This window comes from Lysinibacillus sp. FJAT-14745 (assembly GCF_001275675.1).
Lineage (GTDB): Bacteria > Bacillota > Bacilli > Bacillales_A > Planococcaceae > Lysinibacillus.
Genome location: NZ_LITM01000017.1, coordinates 40540 through 59011, shown reverse-complemented (window position 1 = coordinate 59011; position 18472 = coordinate 40540). Strand labels below are relative to the sequence as shown.

Sequence of the window (18472 nt, the reverse complement as noted above, 5' to 3'; positions counted from 1 at the left end):
ACATGTCTTCGTTTTTACTCTAAAAAGGCGGAATAATAAATCTGAAATTTCAGTTAAAATTCATGCGACGGTAGTGATAAAAACTATAAAATGTAAAGATAATTGTTGGCACTAGTTTATGATCAGATTTTATTTGATGTTATGTTGAAGGGTAAAGTTCTATTATAAAGGGCGGCGCATTATTTTATTACTTAAAAAAGGTCACTCTGTGGAAGTGACCTTGAATGAATAAAAAATTTCACCCTGTTTATTAGTAACTTATGAAAGTAGCGCCGACAATAATTAAAAGAATGAACAGAACAACAATTAAAACAAATGTTGATCCGTTATTGCCACCTCCATAGCTATAACCTCCATAGCAACAATTGTTGAAATTGCTAACATTTCCGAAGCATCCCATAAAGAATTCCTCCTTTCTACAACTATAATATGTACCTTTCTAGAAAATGGTGGAGGTATTTATCCAACAAAAAGTCCTTTAGAATTAGAAAATAATTGAGAAATAAAAAAGGGCCACTTTAGGGAAGTGACCCTCAGTAACAATTCAAGGCGGTGTAAGCTAAATAATAGCTTAATTTATATTATGATGGGATAACTACTATTGTAGAGTTGATTGCCTTAGTAATGAATCAAAATTATCAATGTTAAAAAATCCACCTGTAATAAAAATATTGAGGACCAAGATAGCTTAATTGCCATCTTGGTTATTTGGCGTTTCGAAAGTGAAAGTTCTACATAACAAATTCAACCAACTTAAAAAATGTTTCTAAACTAAAAGTATAAAAAATTTCCACTAGTGCATCATAAAAAAGTATTATGGATGTTTTGAATCGAGTGAAATATTCAGAATCAATTAAAGTATTTAGAGAGGTGAAAGGTTTAAGAAATGGACATCATCCTTGCAATATTGCCAGCTCTCTTTTGGGGAAGTATTGTATTATTTAACGTCAAACTCGGTGGTGGACCCTATAGTCAAGTGCTTGGGACAACATTTGGTGCACTTATTTTCTCTATAGGTGTTTACTTCTTTGTAAAGCCTGAGTTATCTCCTATTGTGATTGGAGTCGGAATTGTATCAGGCCTTTTTTGGGCATTAGGGCAAGTAAACCAATTGAAAAGTATTGAATTAATAGGTGTTTCCAAAACAATGCCCATTTCGACAGGGCTACAATTGGTATCAACAACTTTATTTGGCGTTATTGTGTTTCATGAATGGTCGACAAAGATGTCGGTTATATTAGGAGTTCTCGCACTTATTAGTATCATTGTTGGTATCGTTCTTACATCTCTTCCAAATCCAGAAGAAAAACAAGAAGAACATGGAAGCAATTTGAAAAAAGGAATTTTAATTTTACTTGTTTCTACTTTTGGATATTTAGTATATGTGGTTGTAATTCGCTTATTTAATGTAAGTGGATGGTCTGCTTTATTGCCACAAGCATTAGGGATGGTAATAGGTGGGGTTTTATTAACATTTAAGCATAAACCATTTAATAAATATGCATTTCGTAATATTATCCCAGGTTTAATCTGGGCTGCTGGAAACATGTTTTTATTTATATCTCAGCCACGAGTAGGAGTCGCAACAAGTTTTTCTCTTTCCCAAATGGGGATCATCATCTCCACTTTAGGCGGAATTTTTTTATTAGGTGAGAAAAAAACAAAAAAGCAATTTATAGCAATTATCATTGGGATTGTTTTTATCGTAGCTGCTGGAATTATGTTAGGGATGGCGAAAAGATAAAAAGGAGGGCCTCGTATGTATCCAGATTTAGAAGGAAAAGTTGTTGTGATTACAGGTGCAGCAACGGGACTAGGTAAAGCAATGGGTATTCGCTTCGGAGCAGAAAAAGCGAAAGTAGTGATTAATTACCGCTCAAATGAAGCGGATGTAAATGCTGTAGTGGAAGAGGTTAAAAAAGCCGGTGGGGAGGCCATTGCTGTACAAGGTGATGTTACAGTTGAAGCGGATGTCATCAATCTCGTTCAGACAGCTGTAAAAGAGTTTGGGACCCTCGATGTCATGATTAATAATGCAGGGATAGAAAATCCAGTAGCTTCTCATGAAATGCCGTTAGATGATTGGAATAGAGTAATCAGTACAAATTTAACAGGTGCGTTTTTAGGAAGTCGAGAAGCCATTAAATATTACGTCGAAAATGATATTAAAGGTACTGTCATCAATATGTCCAGTGTACATGAGAAAATTCCTTGGCCTTTGTTCGTGCATTATGCCGCTAGTAAAGGGGGCATTAAATTAATGACTGAAACTTTAGCGTTAGAATATGCGCCAAAAGGAATTCGTGTTAATAACATCGGACCTGGAGCAATCAATACGCCTATAAATGCTGAAAAATTTGCAGATCCAGCAAAACGGGCAGATGTGGAAAGCATGGTTCCTATGGGCTATATCGGAAAACCAGAGGAAATTGCAGCAGTCGCAGTATGGCTAGCTTCATCACAGGCTAGTTATGTAACAGGCATTACTCTATTTGCGGATGGTGGAATGACTTTATATCCTGAATTCCAAGCCGGTCGTGGGTAAGTAATGACCAGGACTCATTTTTAATGTTTATCAACAAGCATAACCCCGTTCTAAAAATAGAACGGGGTTATGCTTGTTTGCGCTTTAATGTCTATTTACAATTTTCTCGGTATTGTAAGCGAGAAACCAGGCTTTTCTTCAAAATGCCAGTTCAGTGGTCGATGTATTCTATCATAAACTATAGTCTAACCTTAACCTCAGTACCGTCCTTAGCTTTGACATCTACTAGCACGATGCCCTTATAATTTCTCAGTTCCTTGATAATAGGCTTAAGCGTATCTTTGTCTATTAGCGGAAAAGTAAAGTCCAATTTTTTTCTTTCGAACTGCTCTTTTGTCCATTTGTTTACCTTTTGCTGTAAAAATTTCGAAGACAAAATGGAAATAGCAATGTTTAAAAAAGCATATGGAATTGGGATTGTCAACCGAACGTCTTTTGCTTTCACTTTTACATGCATCATAAGCTAATCACTATTCAATGATGACCGAAACGGTATCCCCGTTTGCCGATTTAATATCAACAATCTGACCATCTAATTCGTTTTCGATTGCTTCAATAATAAGGTTTATGTCTATATCTTTCACGTATTTTTCCGATTGAGGAATACTCGCTGCGATGCTGTGTCCAGCCATTAATACTACCTTGACAAGTTTTAAAGGCAAATTGACTGTGACGTTATCATTTTCGGCTGATACAACACGAATTTTTAAAGTTTTATCTAAATAGATAGATGGTTTTTCAGAGAGTTTAGTATCTGTTTCTTCTTTTTCTTGTAATACTTGAATTAGTTCTGATGCCTTATCTGCATCAATCTTTCCTTCTTGAACCATTGTTAATACTCTTGAAATTTCCTCTTTCATGATAAATTCCTCCTTATTCTTCCTTTAAGAGTTTAATGGCTTCTTCTGGTGTGATTTCGCCATTTTCCAACATAGTGACTACTTTTTTCTCGTCTACTTCATTTTTCTTCTTCTGCACATATCCAAGGGATGAAATGATGTCTGTTAGCTTGCCTCGAACCGTTGGATACGAAATCCCTAGTTCCTTTTCAACTTCTTTAATATTCCCTCTACATGTTAAAAATACTTCCACAAAATGAAGCTGATCCTTCGATAAGGATGCCAGCTTAGACAATTCAAACTCATTTTCAATCGTCGTGTGACAATGAGAACACTGTAACTTGGTAATTTTCAACGTTTTACTGCAGACAGGGCAATTTGTGATTACTTGATAAGCCATAATGATATCCCTTCCTTTTATTTGATTTGATTATATAATGAGTAATTAAAAATGTAAATAATGAAATTTAAATTCTTTGGCTAGAAAAATTAATAATATTAATTTATTGTTTAATATTATTGATTTTCCGTTTTCGATTATTCATCCGAGTATGATATGTAAATAATGGTTGAAAGGGGATTTGAAATGAAACGTATGACTGTGTTGTAGTAAGTTTGATTTTTTAGGTAGTACTTGATACAACTAAAGGTTTTTTCAAGTTACATGCAGTTAGAGGAAGGATGACAGGAAATTAAACAGCTTATTAAAAAATAAGATAACTTATCCATATAACAAGCTTAACATTTACAAACCATTAAATGGTTTCCGTCGGGATCTTTGAAATTAAACCATTGATTATGCTCAATTTCAGTTGTTAATTCGACATTCTTATCTTTCATATACTCGTATGCTTGTTCTATATTGGTAGTATTCAAATGAAAAGGTGGGGTTTTGAAGATATTTTTCTCTGAATAAATCTTGCTATCTAATACTATTCCCGTTCCATTCATAGGTACGATATATAAATGACCAAATAATATCTCACCATCTGCTGGTAACCCTAATATGTCACTGTACCAATTTCGTGATTTTTCAATAACCATCGAATTTTTATGACCTTTACTTGTCCAATTTTTTGTTGAAAAGCAAAACTTTAGAACAACAATTTCTTATTCGTCTGTATAATAAGGGGAAGAATATTCTGGTAATTATTAAGTGAAAAAATAGACGATTAACATGAGGAGGCTAAAATGATGACAATCGAGGTTATTATCGCAACAGAGGAAGATTATTTTGCTGTGAATGAGATTGTTAAAGAAGGACATGAAGAGCATGTGATGGAGGAACCAACGATTTTTAAAAGTGTGGAGTTTGTAATGCCCGCATCCTATTATAAAGAATTATTAGACAACGAAGAGTGCGATATTCTAGTTGCGAAGGAAGATGAAATTGTTGTGGGTTTCGCAGTTATTAGTGTTGAAGCATCTCCACCTTTCGAGTCGCTTGTGCAACGGAAATATGCTTACGTACATGATTTTGGTGTAAAAGCAGACCAACAAAGAAAAGGAATTGGAAAGTTGTTATTCAATGCTTGTATCACTTGGGCTAAAGAAAAGGAAGTTGATTCAGTCGAATTAAATGTTTGGGAATTTAATATGAAAGCAATTGATTTTTATAAACATTTTGATATGAAAAGCGTAAGTAGAAAAATGAAATTAACTATCTAACGAAGTATCTTGAAATAAAGAGTATGACTAAGTACTTAAGTATGTGAAAACATGAAAAAAGGACTTCCGTTAATATACGCAAGCCCTAGAATGGAGCCAAACATAGTGTCTATGAACTGTTAGCCCATTTTAATGCTTTATGAAAATTAAAATCAAACATAACAATTGTATAAGTACAATATCTTGAGCATTGAGGAATTACTACACACTGGTCCATACTAAAGTTCTTAATAAATAAAACAAGCCAAGACCGGCAATAATCAAAAGAACAAATAAAACAATAGCAAAGGCAAAATTCGTACCTTCCGACCAATTCGTACTTGTCGACCATGGCGAACCTTTCGAACCTACTCCGTAAACTGGATAAGCCAAAATTGTTTCCCTCCTTTCGAAAATCAAAACAGAATTAGTTGTAGAAAGAAAAGGTAGTATATTTTATTAACAGCTGTAACAAAACGTCACAGCCATTATCATACATTTACCTATTATTATTTAAAATCAAGCTGAGCGCACTGAGAAGAAGGGATTGATGGCGACATACTATTTCCATATGGTTTTTTTTGAACTTTTTGATAGTAACTTCTAAACACTGAAATGTGGGTTTCCCACTTCATCTAGACTTATATTTGGAATCGTCACAATCAATAACTGATAGGCTACAATTTTAGAGGTGCTTTTACGGGCGCACTAACACACGTTACTGAAACAAAGAATACGGTGTGCAATTGGGTTGGAGCAATGTCGTAGCAAATTATTACAACCACAAACACACGATACTTCCTTTTTTATCTTTATACTATGTTGTATAAAGTAAAGCGCTTAGGGCCAATTATCGTATGTAAGGAAGGGTTTTCATCATGATTATTGATAAAATTAATTCAGTACGGCAAGTTTGGGGATGATTTTGCTAAGTTAATTGGCATGAGAGACCATTTCATTATCCATCTATAAAGGTATTGTTCTATTGAAATTGTTGAACATTTAAAAAATCAGTAATGCAGCTTTCATGCTTTTACTATAGAATCTAACATATACCTTATTTGGAAGTGGAGTGAAGAAGATGTTTCCTATTTTAGATACTGAACGATTAGTGTTAAGAGAACTTACTGAACATGACGCCCAAGATGTTTTAAATTGCTTTTCAAATGCTGATGTATTACGTCATTATGGGCAGAATCCATTAACAAGTATAGAGCAGGTTAACCAAATAATTAAAAATTTTTCAAAGAATTATGATGAAAAACGTGGGATTAAATGGGGAATTGCACTAAAAGGACAAGAGAGAATTATTGGTACGATTGGTTTTCAAGAGTGGTCCACTGAGCATAAAAGAGCTGACATCAGCTATGCACTTTTTCCTGAGAGCTGGGGAAAAGGGTATGCAAAGGAGGCCGTTAATAGAGTACTATCATTCGGCTTTCAAGAAATGGATTTAATGCGTATAGGAGCCATTGTTTTTACCGAAAATGAAGCTTCAAACAAGCTATTAACAAAGTTAGGCTTTGAAAAAGAAGGAATATTAAAAAATTATATGCACCAGAACGGTGTTCCTTATGACACTAATATTTATTCTCTAATAAAGGTTAAAACATCATAAGAGGCCAAGACCAAGATAGTTTAATGGCTATCTTGGTTTTTGTCGTTAAAACGATGAAAAACAGAGATTCTCTTTACTAAATGTTAAACTCCCTTATTATTCCTTAAATTGATATAATAGAAATGTTTTAATATTAAAATAATGGAGGAAATGAGAATGAAAATTGCGATTGTTTGTTTTGATGATTTCACAGATATAGATGTTTTTTTACCGTGGGATTTATTAAATCGTGTACGTTTAGTTGGTAATATTTCAGATTGGGAAGTCCAACTATTGGGAACAGAAAAAACACATGTATCTATGTCAGGCTTACGAATTCCGATGACAGGAAACCTATCTGATATCCCTTCTGCCGACGCTGTAATATTTGCTAGTGGAAAGGGTGTACAAGATTTATATAAAAATCAAGAATATCTTAATAAAATTCATTTAGATCCAGAAAATCAATTAATAGGTTCTATGTGTTCAGGTGCGCTACTATTAGGAGCAAAAAAATTATTAACTGGTAAAAAAGCTACAACATATCCATCTGTAGTAGAGCAACTTGAAGAATTTGGTGTAGATGTAATTGAACAAAGTTTCGTCAACGAAGGAAATATTTCAACTGCTGCAGGCTGTTATGCTGCGCAAGATTTAGTAGCTTGGATAATAAGGAATCTAGTTAATGAAAAAATGGTTGATATTGTACTAGAAACTGTTCAACCAGTAGGTAAAGGTTTATATTTCCAAACTAAGTGACTCGGATAGTGGAGAAAATTAATTGGATATTTTAGTGTTATACCCGATTCAACAACAAACAATAATTTAGTACTTAAATATACTAAACAAGCGATAGAAACACAGGCAGAAGCTGCTTAAAAGCAAAGTCGTGGAGGAAATAAAAATGGAAAAAGAAAGATTGCCAAAGGTTGGCGTCGGAGCAGTTATTATAGATGAATCCAACAAAATTTTACTCGTTTTACGTAAAAAAGCACCTGAAGCCGGCTGTTGGAGCTTACCTGGTGGCAAAGTTGACTACATGGAAACAATAGAAAACGCAATTATACGAGAAATTAAGGAAGAGCTTGGAGTGGATATCGAAATAACTCAATTAGTATGTGTGACCAATCATATTATTCATTTAGAAGATATACATTATGTTGCACCTACTTTCGCTGCTCGTATTACAAATGGGGAAGTACAAAATAGAGAGCCGCATGCTTTAGAGAAAGTGAAGTGGTTCTCAATAAATGAAATACCAGAAAACATTACAATGACAACAGATTACGCTTTGAAACAGTTAAAGCTATTGTAAAGGAAGTATGGATACAATAAACAACCGGAGTAGCGAAGATAATCTTTTCCGGTAATCTCTTTGGTCACTTTTCGCATGATTTCAGGCTTAATATTTAAACAACGATAATCTAATGATTTGTTGTCAATTTGTTCACAAGCATGATTATCCAATAATTTAAGTATTGATGATATATTCGTTCTTGCAAGTTAATCGTCTTTGTCCATTCTCTATGAACTCAATTACAAAGTAATCATGGAAGTAGTTTAGGGATTTTTGATGATTCCATGGAAACGATAGCCTGCAATCTGTAGATTATAATCAAAGTGAACGTAATGATATTGACTACCTAAAATCGGATTCGCCATGAAAATTTTTATCAATATTAAAAGCCTTTTATCTGTTATATAAAAGGCTTTTAATATTGAAGCAATGTAAAATTTGGATTTTAGTGAAAGAATTAGATTTAAAAGTAACGGTAACTCTGATAGGATAATATATCGTGGAGGTGTGGTTTGGCCTAAGGAGATTGTGTTATAACAGAAAAATACACACGACCTTTTGACAATTATTTTTAATGAAAAAGAGAAAAATTGCTCTCATCATTAGCTTGTTTATTATCTTTCTAACAGGCTCACGAATTTTATGGCTGATGGTATTTAATAATACAGATCAACCACATGCCGTCAAAGGTCAAATGGATTTAAGGAATTGGGATTTTAATGATGGTCATGCTATTACATTAGATGGAGAGTGGGAGTTTTATCCAAATAATTGGTTGATTAGTGAAGAAAAGCATTTAGAATCCACGAAGAATGCTAAATACATACAGGTTCCTAAAGGGTGGAGTTCAACTTTACAAGAGGGAGAGATAACACCTTATGGTTACGGAACTTATCGCTTAAAGTTACTTGTCAATCCAGAAGACAATATAACATACAGTATTCGAGTTCCGAGTATTCGAAGTTCTTCAGAATTATATGTAAATGGTCGGCGGCTGGCAAAATCAGGTGAAATAGGGGAAAGTGCAGAAAAAACAGTTGCCAATAATGTTCCGTTTACTTCTTCTTTTGAAGCTAACGGTCACCAAGAAATCGAAATTATTGTTCAGGCTTCTAACTTTAAGGACCCTCGCGACGGTGGAATTGTTCGCTCCATTAAATTAGGAAAAGAAGATATAGTAGCTCGTGAAACTCAATTGTCGATAAATATGCAACAACTAATAGCAGTGGTTTTTTTATTACATGCTATTTATGCCATCATTTCATTTTTTGTAGGAAACATGGAAGAAAAAAGATTACTTTACTTTACTCTATTATCGATAAGCAGCATGACTTATTTCCTAATAGGAAGAGATGACAAATTATTATCTTATTGGTTTCCGATTAATTACGACTGGGGCTTTAAATTAGTTCATCTTTCTATGGTCGGCATAGGCTTTTCACTGCTTCACTGTATTAAACATTGGTTGCCTCAACATGTAATAAAATATATACGTTGGTTTAGTATTTTCTGTGGTATCGCTTCATTATTGGCAATCGTGCTACCTACTCGCTATTTAGTAATTAATCAAGGTATTTATATTATGATTTTAGCGATTTCGACAGTAATAACAATCCTAACAGTAATCCGAGAATCTATTAAAGAGATTAAAAGTAATATTTTTTTACTTCTTGCTATTTTAGCATTTGGTAATAATCTTATTTGGGATGGACTACTTCTCATTCTTGGAATCAAAGTGATCATGTATCCGTTTGATATTTTTATTACAGTGGCTTGTTTGGCTATCTTATGGTTTAAAGGATATGCTAAAGTACTTTCGGATACGAAAGAACTTGCTATTAAGCTTCAAAAGACAGACAAGTTAAAGGATGATTTCCTTGCCAATACGTCGCATGAATTACGAAATCCACTTCATGGGATCCTTAACATTTCAAAAGCTGTTTTGGAAAGAGAAGAACGTGTACTTAGTGACAAAAGTGTCAAGGATTTAGAAACAGTGCTGTCTGTCGGATGGCGTATGTCACTAATGTTAAATGATTTACTAGATGTTATGAGTTTAAAGGGAAATAATTCTAAACTAAACTTTAAAACATTTTCGATTCACCCAATTGTATCGGGTGTGTTAGATATGCTCTATGTTATGAGAGAAGGAAAGCAGATTCAGTTAATTAATCAAATCCCTGAAAATTTTCCAAAAGTAGTTGCTGATGAAAATAGGGTTATTCAAATTGTTTTCAATTTACTTCATAATGCAGTGAAATACACGAATGAAGGTGAAGTGACAATATCAGGTCATGTGAAAAATGGTATGGCGGAAATTGTCATTTCGGATACTGGTATTGGTATTGATGAAGAAACCATTCAACATATATTTGAGCCTTATGAGCAGGGTACCCTTAGTAAGGCAATGATTGAAGGTGGATTTGGGCTAGGACTTAGTATTAGTAAACGACTAGTTGAGCTACATGGGGGAATATTACAGGTAAATTCAGTTGTAGGGAAAGGGTCTGAATTTACTTTTACCTTACCAATTTCAAACTTACCTGATGAGGAAAATGCTACAGAAAATGAGTCTCTGCAATCAAGTGAGAAGGAACAATCAACAGTAGCGACTTCTACAAATCTTCTCGATGATCAAACTGAAAAACATCCAATCATTGAAGCAAATCGACCTAGAGTTTTGGTCGTCGATGATGATCCAGTTAACTTAAGAGTGATCGAAACAATACTTTCAATAGAAAAATACGATTTAGTAACGGTTACAAGTGGAAGTAAAGCGCTCGAAATATTAATGTCTCAAGAGTGGGATTTGGTCATTTCAGACGTAATGATGCCAAATATGTCTGGCTACGAATTAGTACGTACAATTCGTCAGCAATATTCAATAACAGAACTTCCTGTGTTACTTCTTACGGCAAGAAGTCAGTCTCAAGACATTGAAAATGGATTTTTATCTGGTGCCAATGATTACGTCACAAAACCTGTGGACGCTTTAGAGTTAAGATCAAGAGTAAAAGCACTAACGGATGTTAAACAATCTGCACAAGAAAGGCTTCGAATGGAGGCAGCTTGGCTTCAGGCACAAATACAGCCGCATTTTCTTTTCAATACATTAAATGCCATTATCACATTAAGTGAAATTGATATTGAACGTACTAGTAAGCTACTCGAAGCACTAAGTGATTTCTTAAGGGAATCATTTAAGTTCCAAAATATTGATGAACTTGTTCCAATTGAGGACGAGTTAAATCTTGTTCGATCCTATTTATATATTCATAAAGAGCGTTTCGGGGAGCGGATAAACGTAACGTGGGATCTAGAAGTTTCTACTGACGTCATGATACCATCACTGACCATCCAACCATTGATTGAAAATGCTTTGAAACATGGTATTTTGAATCGTGTAGACGGCGGAAATATTCATCTTCGCATTGTAGATTACGACACATACATTGAGATCACTGTGTCGGATGATGGTATTGGCATGGATGCAGCGACGATGGAACGTTTATTTGTAAGAAAATCGGAGACATCAACTGGCATTGGTTTGCTGAATACAGATCTTCGCTTAAAACAACATTACGGTGAAGGACTTCGCATCACAAGTAAACCAAATCAAGGGACATCAATATCATTTATTGTTAAAAAGAAAGAAAAATCAAAGCAATTTAAGCGTGAATTGATGGTGAAATAAGAACATTCATATTGAGCTGCTCCTCCATTTAATAATGGGGAGCAGTTTTTAAATTAAGGCTCTGTTAAAGGTAATTGTTGATATTTGATAAATGTCAGGATTTTCTATATAATCAATATAAGAACGAATATTCGGGGAGGTTGTCAAGGTGAGCAAAGCGTTTAGCAATTTGTTAAAGCCTATCGATAAATTATCACCTTGTTTGGTTCTTGTTTGTCGATAGTCGCAGTAACGAAAATACCAATCAGCATAATAAAGAATTTTTATTATCATCTTAGTATTTGAAATGTATGACACCTATGATAGTTTGAGACGATCAAAATTTAGTGCGTAGTCCTTATTTGAAAATAGAAAATTACGAAAATTAACCGAGTTATTACATTTTACTATTACAATTGAAACAAGAAATGAAAGGAGATAATATATTGAAACAACAAAAAGAGTTTTATCCAATCATTTTAACGTTAGTTTTGTTCTTAGTGGCATTATTTATTTTCTTTGTATTTAGGTCTCCGAATATAAATCTATGGATTCCAATTTTCTTATATGTTTTGATAGACGTTGGGTTTATTGTGTCGTTAATTTTAGGGGTCAAGTCTAAAAATATAACTGTAAAGGTGTTCAGTATTCTTTCAAACATTACATTGATGATACCGTTATCAATATTGATATTTCTGTTACTGTTGGCAAATGGAATTTCTGAACCATAGAGAATCAAAATCAAGGAAACTCGTTATTATTCGATTATCAACATTATAATTTAACAGAGCCTAAATTAAAGAAATAAAGTTTGCTTAAAATCCTGTTTTTGCAGGATTTTTTTTAATACTTTCAAGCAATTTAGTTTAATAAGGAATGATAAAACAAATTAAGCGAATAAGAGACAGAGGAGGATTAATTATGGGTAATATCACATTTGGTGAGAAAAAAGAAGGCAAAGACTACATATGGAGACCTGCTGTTTATTGTTTAATGTTCAATAGTCAGAAAGAAAAAATAGCGATTATTCAAACAAATGATGGCAACTTTTTCCTCCCTGGTGGTGGAATAGAAAAAAATGAGACTCACGAAGAATGTTTAAAAAGAGAAGCCCTTGAAGAAATGGGAATGGATATTGAAATAGGTCATTTTATAGGGTGTGCCCGGAGATATTTTTATTCTACAAATGAATATAAATATTACCTTAGCGATGGTTATTTTTATTTATGCGATAAGGGTAGACTAATAAGTAAACCAACTGAAGTTGACCACTTCCTAATATGGATGAAACCAATGCAAGCAATTGATTGCTTATTCCACGAACACCAAAGCTGGGCAGTTAATGAAGCATTATTACAGTTATAAAACAGGAGCATAAGAACGCATATGATTGATCAAATTCCACATGATAAGATTGATTTTATTGGTTTTTGAATCATTAGAAGTCTTTAAAAACAACGTTTAACTATGACGTATCGTTTATAAACGATATTTGGAAAATATATAATAAAGAACAGATAACTTAATTAGTTATCTGTCTTTTCAATCATTTTATAAACGGATCTTCTCCTTCATATAGAAAACTTTTCTCAAGATTTTCTTTTGTTTCAGCATTGACGGTTTGTTCTTTTGCTTCTGCTTGCTCACTAGCTGGAGCTTCGTCATGAGAAGAACAAGCAGTTAATAGGAATGCTGCCATTGCTCCGATATATAAAAATTTTTTCATTGCTATAACCTCCGTTTTGTTTAGTTACAGTTTAGATTGTGCAATTACACTTAGAATATAACGGAAATGGCAATGATAAATTTTGTAACTAAAAATGAAAAATAATCGTTAAACAATAAAAAGGGGAAATCCGCGTGAACTGATGCCATAAATCAACAGGATAATAGTCCCGGACTAGTTGGAGAAGCTCAAGCAAAAGAAAATGAATGGCAAGAAAGCGAGTATTTTAATTCTGAAAATTTAAGCTTGATAGGTGAACCGCAATTATTAGGATTTACGCATAGTAAGGAAGAAAAAATAGTGGTTAGCCAAACAGGAAAATATGGCTGGCATTTTTGGGGAGAGAGCGTTAAATCAGGAGACTTCCTTCGCGTCAAGGGAACTCACCAATTGACAGGTAAAGAAGTGGAATTGGTTTCAAATGCTAAGTTACTTGGACCGAACAGTGGCGCAGATAACCATGCTCCAACAAATATGACTTTCCGAACAGGCGGCATGTGGAAGCTTAATGCCTATATTGATGGGAAGTTATTAGGGAGTGTTTATGTGAAAGTGGAGAATTAAAAATTTTGTTACAACAATAAGAATGGGTACCAGGCTAAACTAAGGAGAGAGCCTGGTATCTCATTATTTACTAATGACAATAGACAATTTATAGTTTGCATGCTTATTTAAATCAACTAAAAATTGATCTAATACTTCGTTTGACGGAAACCTGCCTTCAAGAAGATAGCAGCTATCTCCACTGATTTTAAAGTTATTAACAATAAATTGCTGCTGTGCTTTTAAAAACGACAAATAAGGTTCGTGGTACGGACTTTTAGTATAAATATTAATAAATGCATGGACATTGCTACCTAATTTTATATGATTCACATTGATTGTATAGCTTTCAATAACCCCATTATCCTCAAGTTTTGCCACCCTGGTTGACGCCGCTTGCCCAGTCAAATGAACCTTCTCACCCAAGTCCTTCATCGTAATACGGCTATTTTTAGAAAGCTCATCAATAATACTCAGGTCTGTATTATCTAACATGTAGAAACTCCTTTCATTATTCAAGTCAAATCGCGAAAAGACTTGATTTTAGCTATGTAATTACTATTTGGACATAGTATAAACTAAATGTAATGTAAAGAAAAGGAGTTAAAAATATGAAAATTCAACAAATCCGCAATGCCACTTTAGTACTCGAATATGCAGGGAAAAGATTTTTAATTGACCCAGTTTTAGCAAATAAAGGTGCATATCCTCCAGTTCAAAATTCGGTGAGACAGGATCAAAATAACCCATTAGTTGAATTACCAACATCCATCGACAATCTCATTAATGTCGATGCTGTAATCGTAACTCATTTACATTTAGATCATTTTGATGAAGTCGCTAAAGAGATACTACCGAAGGATCTTAAAATGTTTGTGCAAAATGAAGAGGATGCCAATGACGTTAAAAAAACTGGCTTTTTCAATGTCGAAGTTTTACAAGAAAATACAGTTTATGAAGGTATTCAATTAATCAAAACAAAAGGTCAACATGGCAGGGGAGAAATTTTAAAATTTATTGGTCAAGTATGTGGTGTTGTCTTTAACCATCCAAATGAGAAAAAATTATATATTGCTGGCGATACTATATGGTATGACGGAGTTCAAGAAGTACTAGAAAAAAATCATCCAGAAATTATTGTCGTTAATGGGGGAGACAATCAATTTTTAGAAGGTGGCTCTCTCATAATGGGGAAAGATGATATTTATGAAGTTCATAAAGCTGCTCCTAACGCAAAAATTATCGTGAGTCATATGGAAGCGGTCAATCATTGGACATTATCAAGAAAAGAATTAAGAAGCTTTATTAATGAAAGAGGAATCGCAACTCATGTATTCGTGCCGGAAGATGGTGAAGAGTACACATTTTAATAATCTGCAATTTACATGTAAAACAGATAACTATTATTAGTTATCTGTTTCACACGTTAAAATTCTAAGCGCATAGTACGGCTCGTTTCATTAAATCCATGTTTGTCATACAAGTTAATAGCGCCAATATTTTCTGCTAAAACGCTTAACTCCAAGTAATCTAATTTACGCTCTTCTGCCCATTTTTTTGCCTCTCGTAGCAATAGCGAACCAATGCCTTTACTCTGATATTGACCTCCAACAATTACATCCATTATATATGCATAATTATGCTGAACGATACAAGAATATGGAGGAGTAGCTAACTCCTGAATTAGTAAAAAGCCGGCAAAACTGTTATCTATTTCAGCAACAAAAATGTCTGATTTTTCTTCAGAAATTATGTTTTGAAGAAACTCTACATCCTGTCTTGCTGGTGCTATGTATTTAGGTTGTAGTTTTGACATCTCTAAAAACAGTTCTTCATATAATATTTCTATTTGTGGGATTTCTTCGAAGGTTGCAATTTTAATATTCATGTTCTACCTCCATTCAAAGTTTATACCATTTATTTTACCGTATTCTGTTATTTTTGCAAATTATCTGCAAATTAAATAAAAACTCGTATAGTTAACACAGTATAAACCACATAGGATTTCCAATACTAAAGCTGTTTAAAATATTCAGCATGAGAAAGGAGGCTTTCATCAATGAGATTTTTAGCATGGGGGATTATAGGCGGTGCGGCAATTTTTGGAGTACTGAAACGCTTTGGGCTAATGAACAATGCACAACAAATGACGCAGTCTACTCAGCAAGGCACGACACCAGTACAATTAGTTGCAAACAGTAATCCACTAACCGCAAATACACCTAAACAATAAATAGAATAGGCAACATCAAGCTTATAGACTTTTGGTTTGGGTCTATAAGCTTGTACATAAAAATAGTAAATTAGGGCAAAAAGCAAATATTTTAACTTCTTGCATCAAGTGTTTTAGCAGTGAAAGCAAAGCGACAGGTACAGAAGTCTCCCACCTCTAAAGAGGGTGAGATGAATGCAGATTTAAGTTCTTTTCAGCTGTATAAGTGGAATAGACAGTCAGTTTCAATTGAGTAAAAAAAGCGTGTTTTGATGAAATTATTTTTCAAAACACGCTTTTTTATTTGCTCTTTTATCAAGGTTTATTAAGTTAATTTAATCAAAACTTTATCCCAGGGCTATCCATTGATTATCCGACAGGGTATGCATTTTGATATTAGTATAAGTATGTCCAAGATTTAAAGATTACTTGTAATTATCTTAAAGTTTTTGCACCAGAATATTTGTTTAGTACAGGTATAGAAACGCTTCCCTTTCCGATGATATCAATCATCCTTGTTCCAAACCATTGGCAAATCAGGGCATACATGATCACTTTCCAATCGATCACGACACCGGCAACAAGTAATATCAAACTATTAATCCAAAATAATATGCTTCCGGGAGGTCGCTTTATAAAAGATGATATAATAAGAGCTAAAATGTCCATTCCTCCTGAAGAAGCCCCCATTTTAAATAAAACTCCCACACCAAAACCGAATAAAATGGCTCCAATTACTAAATCGATCCATACATTTCCAATCGGATGATGAATGTGTGGAGAAAGTGAATGGATGGTGAAGGCAGCTGCGCCGACACAATACATCGTCCACACCGCGTTGCTTGTTCCAAGCCACTTGAAGGCTGCGATTACCATCACAGCATTTAATAACCAAATGCTTGTTGCATATGGCACAGCCCATATGTAATTTAATAACACACCTATTCCGGCAGCTCCACCAGATGGAATGTAATGAGGAAATAAGAAAATAGACATAGCTGCTCCTTGAATGGCAGAGGCAAATGCAAGAATGATTGCTTTCAATAAATGTTGCGACATAACTACTACAGCTCCTTGTATTTATCACAGTATTACTCTTTTGTTTAATAGTATATTGGTTCAATCATTAAGTGAAATATAGATTAGTGATAGTTATCATTAGAAATATTAATGATTAGAAAATGGTCATAGGAGGGTTACTTGAAGATGAAATAGGGGTGAGGGCGATCGTTTTAGAAACGCAAACTTCTAATTTTCCTGCCATTCAATTTTACAGAAAGCATGGATTTCAACTTATTGGATGTGATTTATTAAGTTATTGGAATAAAGATATTGAAAAAAGGAAGTAAGAGTCGAAATGGGACAGTTCTTAAAAAAAAGAGAGCACGTTTTTATCGTGTTCTCCTAAGAAACTATATATTATCTACTTTGAGTTTGAAGCGCTAATTTAACGCCTAAACCTATATAAACGAAACCAACAGCCTTTTCAAGCCAACGCGAACCATTGTTTGTTGTCTTCGTAAAGATTTTTTCGCCAATAAAGCTTGTAATAATAGCTAACAAAATAGTATACAAAGCACTCATCACAACAAAAGTAATACCTAAAATCAATAATTGCATAGTGATCGATTGGCCATTATGTTGAACAAACTGTGGTAAAAACGCTAAGAAAAATAAAGCAGTTTTTGGATTTAAAATTTCCGCTAAAAAACCTTGGCGAAACGAAGTACTTGCCGGACTTTTTTCAACAGTTGGTTTTTCTATTTTTTGTGGCTTCGTTATGAGCATTTGAATACCTAGATAAACAAGGTATGCCACACCAATATATTTCACTATTTCAAACGCAGTAGCAGAATTCATTAAAATTGCTGATAAACCTAATACAGCTGCTAACGTATGAACTAAATCACCTAATCCGATGCCAAGTGCAGTGAAAATACCGTTCTTTTTACCACTTTGTAGCGTTTGCGTAATGGTAATGATAACAGCAGGACCAGGAATTAAAAATAAAAGAAGAACTATTGCAATAAAAGATAACATGTTTACCCATCCTATTCTAATAAACTAAACATTCAGTTAAAAGAATAATAAATTAACTTAATGAATGCAAAAAATATTATATTCTATCTGCTATATACCTGTCGATAATGAAATACTAAAAAGAAGTGAAAATAAATATTTTTTAAAAATCAGAAAATAATTTGGTGGTATTTATATAATGATGTGTATTATTGAAGTATAGTGAAAGGATTAAGGTGAACAATTGAAAATAAAGAAATGGAATATATCTTTTGCTATACAATTTATACAATTATTAGGTTCATCACCAAAATCCGGGGATGACAAAATCAATGACCTGTTTCCAAACGTAAACGGAGGAAAAGATGGGCATC

At 33.8% G+C, this 18472-nt stretch carries 23 protein-coding genes and 1 pseudogene; 13 read left to right on the top strand and 11 right to left on the bottom strand.

Annotation, left to right across the window (positions count from 1 at the left end):
- Positions 1-250: 250 nt before the first annotated feature.
- On the bottom strand, positions 251-400 hold the full coding sequence (locus AMS59_RS24590; protein ID WP_082337689.1) for a YjcZ family sporulation protein: 150 nt from the start codon (positions 398-400) through the stop codon (positions 251-253).
- Positions 401-886: 486 nt separating this feature from the next.
- On the opposite strand from AMS59_RS24590, the gene AMS59_RS22345 reads away from it, so the two are divergent.
- Positions 887-1744, top strand: coding sequence for a GRP family sugar transporter (locus tag AMS59_RS22345; protein WP_053485907.1), 858 nt, complete (start codon positions 887-889; stop codon positions 1742-1744).
- Between the two features lie 15 nt (positions 1745-1759).
- Entirely contained in the window at positions 1760-2545 is a 786-nt protein-coding gene (gene gdh / locus AMS59_RS22340; RefSeq protein ID WP_053485906.1) for a glucose 1-dehydrogenase, read from the top strand.
- A 178-nt stretch (positions 2546-2723) separates the two neighbouring features.
- Here the strand turns inward: gdh and AMS59_RS22335 are convergent, their stop codons facing one another.
- The 4 genes from AMS59_RS22335 to AMS59_RS22320 form a co-directional block, all read right to left on the bottom strand.
- Positions 2724-3005, bottom strand: a complete 282-nt coding sequence (locus tag AMS59_RS22335) for a hypothetical protein (RefSeq protein WP_053485905.1) — start codon at positions 3003-3005, stop codon at positions 2724-2726.
- A 10-nt stretch (positions 3006-3015) separates the two neighbouring features.
- On the bottom strand, positions 3016-3405 hold the full coding sequence (locus tag AMS59_RS22330) for a hypothetical protein (protein WP_053485904.1): 390 nt from the start codon (positions 3403-3405) through the stop codon (positions 3016-3018).
- 13 nt (positions 3406-3418) lie between these two features.
- Complete coding sequence (locus AMS59_RS22325) at positions 3419-3784, bottom strand: DUF2089 domain-containing protein (protein WP_053485903.1); 366 nt, start codon at positions 3782-3784, stop codon at positions 3419-3421.
- A gap of 338 nt (positions 3785-4122) precedes the next feature.
- A complete protein-coding gene (locus AMS59_RS22320; protein ID WP_053485902.1) occupies positions 4123-4428 on the bottom strand; it encodes a VOC family protein in 306 nt (101 codons plus the stop codon).
- 150 nt (positions 4429-4578) lie between these two features.
- On the opposite strand from AMS59_RS22320, the gene AMS59_RS22315 reads away from it, so the two are divergent.
- Positions 4579-5052: a GNAT family N-acetyltransferase gene (locus tag AMS59_RS22315; RefSeq protein ID WP_053485901.1), complete on the top strand. Its 474-nt coding sequence runs from the start codon at positions 4579-4581 to the stop codon at positions 5050-5052.
- 201 nt (positions 5053-5253) lie between these two features.
- Here AMS59_RS22315 and AMS59_RS25635 read toward each other — a convergent pair whose 3' ends face one another.
- Positions 5254-5424 (bottom strand): hypothetical protein, encoded by a 171-nt coding sequence (locus AMS59_RS25635; RefSeq protein WP_156304752.1) that lies wholly within the window; start codon positions 5422-5424, stop codon positions 5254-5256.
- Between the two features lie 688 nt (positions 5425-6112).
- Between AMS59_RS25635 and AMS59_RS22310 the strand changes: the two genes are divergently transcribed.
- The 6 genes and pseudogenes from AMS59_RS22310 (at position 6113) to AMS59_RS22285 (ending at position 12963) form a co-directional block, all read left to right on the top strand.
- Positions 6113-6649 carry a GNAT family N-acetyltransferase gene (locus AMS59_RS22310; protein ID WP_053485900.1) on the top strand — a complete coding sequence of 179 codons (537 nt, stop codon included), beginning with the start codon at positions 6113-6115 and terminating at the stop codon, positions 6647-6649.
- A 156-nt stretch (positions 6650-6805) separates the two neighbouring features.
- Entirely contained in the window at positions 6806-7387 is a 582-nt protein-coding gene (locus AMS59_RS22305; RefSeq protein ID WP_053485899.1) for a DJ-1/PfpI family protein, read from the top strand.
- A 145-nt stretch (positions 7388-7532) separates the two neighbouring features.
- Positions 7533-7943, top strand: a complete 411-nt coding sequence (locus tag AMS59_RS22300; protein ID WP_053485898.1) for an NUDIX domain-containing protein — start codon at positions 7533-7535, stop codon at positions 7941-7943.
- 556 nt (positions 7944-8499) lie between these two features.
- Positions 8500-11619: an ATP-binding protein gene (locus AMS59_RS22295; protein WP_053485897.1), complete on the top strand. Its 3120-nt coding sequence runs from the start codon at positions 8500-8502 to the stop codon at positions 11617-11619.
- 197 nt (positions 11620-11816) lie between these two features.
- A pseudogene (locus tag AMS59_RS25630) lies at positions 11817-11953 on the top strand (IS1595 family transposase); the annotation flags it as partial.
- A gap of 566 nt (positions 11954-12519) precedes the next feature.
- Positions 12520-12963: an NUDIX domain-containing protein gene (locus AMS59_RS22285; RefSeq protein ID WP_082337678.1), complete on the top strand. Its 444-nt coding sequence runs from the start codon at positions 12520-12522 to the stop codon at positions 12961-12963.
- Positions 12964-13144: 181 nt separating this feature from the next.
- Here AMS59_RS22285 and AMS59_RS22280 read toward each other — a convergent pair whose 3' ends face one another.
- Complete coding sequence (locus AMS59_RS22280) at positions 13145-13324, bottom strand: hypothetical protein (protein ID WP_053485895.1); 180 nt, start codon at positions 13322-13324, stop codon at positions 13145-13147.
- A 300-nt stretch (positions 13325-13624) separates the two neighbouring features.
- Between AMS59_RS22280 and AMS59_RS22275 the strand changes: the two genes are divergently transcribed.
- Entirely contained in the window at positions 13625-13888 is a 264-nt protein-coding gene (locus AMS59_RS22275) for a hypothetical protein (protein ID WP_053485894.1), read from the top strand.
- A 63-nt stretch (positions 13889-13951) separates the two neighbouring features.
- On the opposite strand, the gene AMS59_RS22270 is transcribed toward AMS59_RS22275, so the two are convergent.
- Positions 13952-14362: an Lrp/AsnC family transcriptional regulator gene (locus AMS59_RS22270; protein ID WP_053485893.1), complete on the bottom strand. Its 411-nt coding sequence runs from the start codon at positions 14360-14362 to the stop codon at positions 13952-13954.
- Between the two features lie 116 nt (positions 14363-14478).
- Between AMS59_RS22270 and AMS59_RS22265 the strand changes: the two genes are divergently transcribed.
- Positions 14479-15237 carry an MBL fold metallo-hydrolase gene (locus AMS59_RS22265; protein ID WP_053485892.1) on the top strand — a complete coding sequence of 253 codons (759 nt, stop codon included), beginning with the start codon at positions 14479-14481 and terminating at the stop codon, positions 15235-15237.
- Between the two features lie 56 nt (positions 15238-15293).
- On the opposite strand, the gene AMS59_RS22260 is transcribed toward AMS59_RS22265, so the two are convergent.
- Positions 15294-15755: a GNAT family N-acetyltransferase gene (locus AMS59_RS22260; protein WP_053485891.1), complete on the bottom strand. Its 462-nt coding sequence runs from the start codon at positions 15753-15755 to the stop codon at positions 15294-15296.
- Between the two features lie 171 nt (positions 15756-15926).
- Here AMS59_RS22260 and AMS59_RS26015 point away from each other — a divergent pair, with 171 nt between their 5' ends.
- Positions 15927-16100 carry a hypothetical protein gene (locus AMS59_RS26015; protein ID WP_199777824.1) on the top strand — a complete coding sequence of 58 codons (174 nt, stop codon included), beginning with the start codon at positions 15927-15929 and terminating at the stop codon, positions 16098-16100.
- 414 nt (positions 16101-16514) lie between these two features.
- On the opposite strand, the gene AMS59_RS22255 is transcribed toward AMS59_RS26015, so the two are convergent.
- The gene (locus AMS59_RS22255; RefSeq protein WP_053485890.1) at positions 16515-17138 is read right to left on the bottom strand and encodes a YitT family protein; all 624 of its coding nucleotides are present in this window, start codon (positions 17136-17138) and stop codon (positions 16515-16517) included.
- Between the two features lie 122 nt (positions 17139-17260).
- Between AMS59_RS22255 and AMS59_RS27095 the strand changes: the two genes are divergently transcribed.
- Entirely contained in the window at positions 17261-17428 is a 168-nt protein-coding gene (locus tag AMS59_RS27095; protein ID WP_369814353.1) for a GNAT family N-acetyltransferase, read from the top strand.
- A gap of 70 nt (positions 17429-17498) precedes the next feature.
- On the opposite strand, the gene AMS59_RS22250 is transcribed toward AMS59_RS27095, so the two are convergent.
- Positions 17499-18119, bottom strand: coding sequence for a LysE family translocator (locus AMS59_RS22250; protein WP_053485889.1), 621 nt, complete (start codon positions 18117-18119; stop codon positions 17499-17501).
- Positions 18120-18472: the final 353 nt, after the last annotated feature.

Coding starts and splice junctions, on each gene's coding strand:
- AMS59_RS22310 (WP_053485900.1), top strand. CDS start 6,113: ATGTTTCCTATTTTAGATACTGAACGATTAGTGTTAAGAGAACTTACT.
- AMS59_RS24590 (WP_082337689.1), bottom strand. CDS start 400: ATGGGATGCTTCGGAAATGTTAGCAATTTCAACAATTGTTGCTATGGA.
- AMS59_RS22285 (WP_082337678.1), top strand. CDS start 12,520: ATGGGTAATATCACATTTGGTGAGAAAAAAGAAGGCAAAGACTACATA.
- AMS59_RS22260 (WP_053485891.1), bottom strand. CDS start 15,755: ATGAATATTAAAATTGCAACCTTCGAAGAAATCCCACAAATAGAAATA.
- AMS59_RS22330 (WP_053485904.1), bottom strand. CDS start 3,405: ATGAAAGAGGAAATTTCAAGAGTATTAACAATGGTTCAAGAAGGAAAG.
- AMS59_RS22305 (WP_053485899.1), top strand. CDS start 6,806: ATGAAAATTGCGATTGTTTGTTTTGATGATTTCACAGATATAGATGTT.
- gdh (WP_053485906.1), top strand. CDS start 1,760: ATGTATCCAGATTTAGAAGGAAAAGTTGTTGTGATTACAGGTGCAGCA.
- AMS59_RS27095 (WP_369814353.1), top strand. CDS start 17,261: ATGGTCATAGGAGGGTTACTTGAAGATGAAATAGGGGTGAGGGCGATC.
- AMS59_RS22255 (WP_053485890.1), bottom strand. CDS start 17,138: ATGTCGCAACATTTATTGAAAGCAATCATTCTTGCATTTGCCTCTGCC.
- AMS59_RS22250 (WP_053485889.1), bottom strand. CDS start 18,119: ATGTTATCTTTTATTGCAATAGTTCTTCTTTTATTTTTAATTCCTGGT.
- AMS59_RS22300 (WP_053485898.1), top strand. CDS start 7,533: ATGGAAAAAGAAAGATTGCCAAAGGTTGGCGTCGGAGCAGTTATTATA.
- AMS59_RS22320 (WP_053485902.1), bottom strand. CDS start 4,428: ATGGTTATTGAAAAATCACGAAATTGGTACAGTGACATATTAGGGTTA.
- AMS59_RS26015 (WP_199777824.1), top strand. CDS start 15,927: ATGAGATTTTTAGCATGGGGGATTATAGGCGGTGCGGCAATTTTTGGA.
- AMS59_RS22270 (WP_053485893.1), bottom strand. CDS start 14,362: ATGTTAGATAATACAGACCTGAGTATTATTGATGAGCTTTCTAAAAAT.
- AMS59_RS22315 (WP_053485901.1), top strand. CDS start 4,579: ATGACAATCGAGGTTATTATCGCAACAGAGGAAGATTATTTTGCTGTG.
- AMS59_RS22335 (WP_053485905.1), bottom strand. CDS start 3,005: ATGATGCATGTAAAAGTGAAAGCAAAAGACGTTCGGTTGACAATCCCA.
- AMS59_RS22325 (WP_053485903.1), bottom strand. CDS start 3,784: ATGGCTTATCAAGTAATCACAAATTGCCCTGTCTGCAGTAAAACGTTG.
- AMS59_RS22295 (WP_053485897.1), top strand. CDS start 8,500: ATGAAAAAGAGAAAAATTGCTCTCATCATTAGCTTGTTTATTATCTTT.
- AMS59_RS22345 (WP_053485907.1), top strand. CDS start 887: ATGGACATCATCCTTGCAATATTGCCAGCTCTCTTTTGGGGAAGTATT.
- AMS59_RS22280 (WP_053485895.1), bottom strand. CDS start 13,324: ATGAAAAAATTTTTATATATCGGAGCAATGGCAGCATTCCTATTAACT.
- AMS59_RS22265 (WP_053485892.1), top strand. CDS start 14,479: ATGAAAATTCAACAAATCCGCAATGCCACTTTAGTACTCGAATATGCA.